At 65.4% G+C, this 1,165-nt stretch carries 3 protein-coding genes; all 3 read left to right on the forward strand.

Annotated features, from left to right (window positions below; all coding sequences use genetic code 11):
* A partial coding sequence (locus tag ACP7AJ_RS21295) for a DUF72 domain-containing protein (protein ID WP_426062249.1) occupies positions 1–438 on the forward strand: 438 nt, incomplete at its 5' end.
* A 141-nt stretch (positions 439–579) separates the two neighbouring features.
* Positions 580–882 carry a transposase gene (locus ACP7AJ_RS21300; RefSeq protein WP_196283896.1) on the forward strand — a complete coding sequence of 101 codons (303 nt, stop codon included), beginning with the start codon at positions 580–582 and terminating at the stop codon, positions 880–882.
* On the forward strand, positions 879–1,165 hold a 287-nt coding region (locus ACP7AJ_RS21305; protein WP_426062251.1), incomplete at its 3' end, for an IS3 family transposase. The genes ACP7AJ_RS21300 and ACP7AJ_RS21305, both read left to right, overlap by 4 nt.

The following is a 1,165-nucleotide window of genomic DNA, read 5'->3' on the forward strand; positions in this document are numbered from 1 at the left end:
GGCTGCCTGCTCATCCAGTTCCCGCCCAGCAACACCCTTCGCCAGCTCAACGCGGTCCGTGCCCTCTTGACTGCGCTTGCCGCGGCAGACCCCGCCCACGAGTGGCGCAAAGCGGTGGAGTTTCGCCACCCCAGCTGGTATGCCGAGGACACGTTTGAGATGCTGGACCACCACAACGCCAGCTTGGTGCTGCACGACAAAGGCCCCGCCCGAAACGCCCGGCTCAACGAGGGGGCAGACGTTGTGTATATGCGCTTCCACGGCCCGCAGGGCAACTACCGGGAGTCCTACGAGCGCGACTTTCTGCACGACCAGGCGGAGCAGATCCACGACTACCTCCAAGAGGGGAAAGACGTGTATGCCTACTTCAACAACACCATGGGCGCCGCGTTTGAAAATGCCCAAGACCTGTACCGGCTGGTAGCTGAGCGGGCATGAGCCGTACTAGTACTACTCGCGTCCGGGGGCAGGCTGGCGCTGGTTTCCAGGGCTAGGTCGTGGTAAACCACGGCGCGGGCCTGTCTGGGTTGAGGTGGTCTAGCAATGCCGGACAGAAGAAGGACGTATATTTCTTCTGTTATGACAGCCAAAAAGAGCGGGTCGTCGCCCGACCAACGACGCAAATACGACGAGGCGTTTAAGGCAGAGGCCCTGCGCTTGGCCAGCGAGAGCCGCAGCACGCAAGCCGCGGCCCGGCAGTTGGGCATCAGCCCCAAGCTGCTTTACCGCTGGCAGCAGGCGCAGGTGGTGGCCGAAGTGGGCAGCGTGGAAGTGGCCCGCGACCCCGAAGTGCGTGCCCTGCGGGCCGCCAACAAGCGGCTGGCGCAGGAGCTCGACATTTTAAAAAAAGCCTTGGCCATCTTCGCCCAGCCGACCCCGTGAGCGTGTACCAACACATTGCCCGACGGGCCAGCAAGGCACCGGTGCGTCAGCTCTGCCACGTCCTGCAAGTCGCGCCCAGCGCGTACTACGCCTGGCGCCGGCAGCAGGGCCAGCCGGCTCCGGAACCGGGCTGGCAAGTGGCCGTGCGGCAGGCGTTTGCGCGCCACAGCCAGCGGTACGGTACGCGCCGGTTGCGCGCCGAAGTGCAGGCCGAAGGCCATCCGGTTGGCCGTTGGCGCATCCGCCGGGTGCTCAAAGCCCACGGCCAGCGCGCCCAACAGCC

This window comes from Hymenobacter sp. B1770, assembly GCF_049896385.1.
In the GTDB taxonomy this organism is placed as follows: Bacteria; Bacteroidota; Bacteroidia; order Cytophagales; family Hymenobacteraceae; genus Hymenobacter.

Coding starts and splice junctions, on each gene's coding strand:
- ACP7AJ_RS21300 (WP_196283896.1), top strand. CDS start 580: ATGACAGCCAAAAAGAGCGGGTCGTCGCCCGACCAACGACGCAAATAC.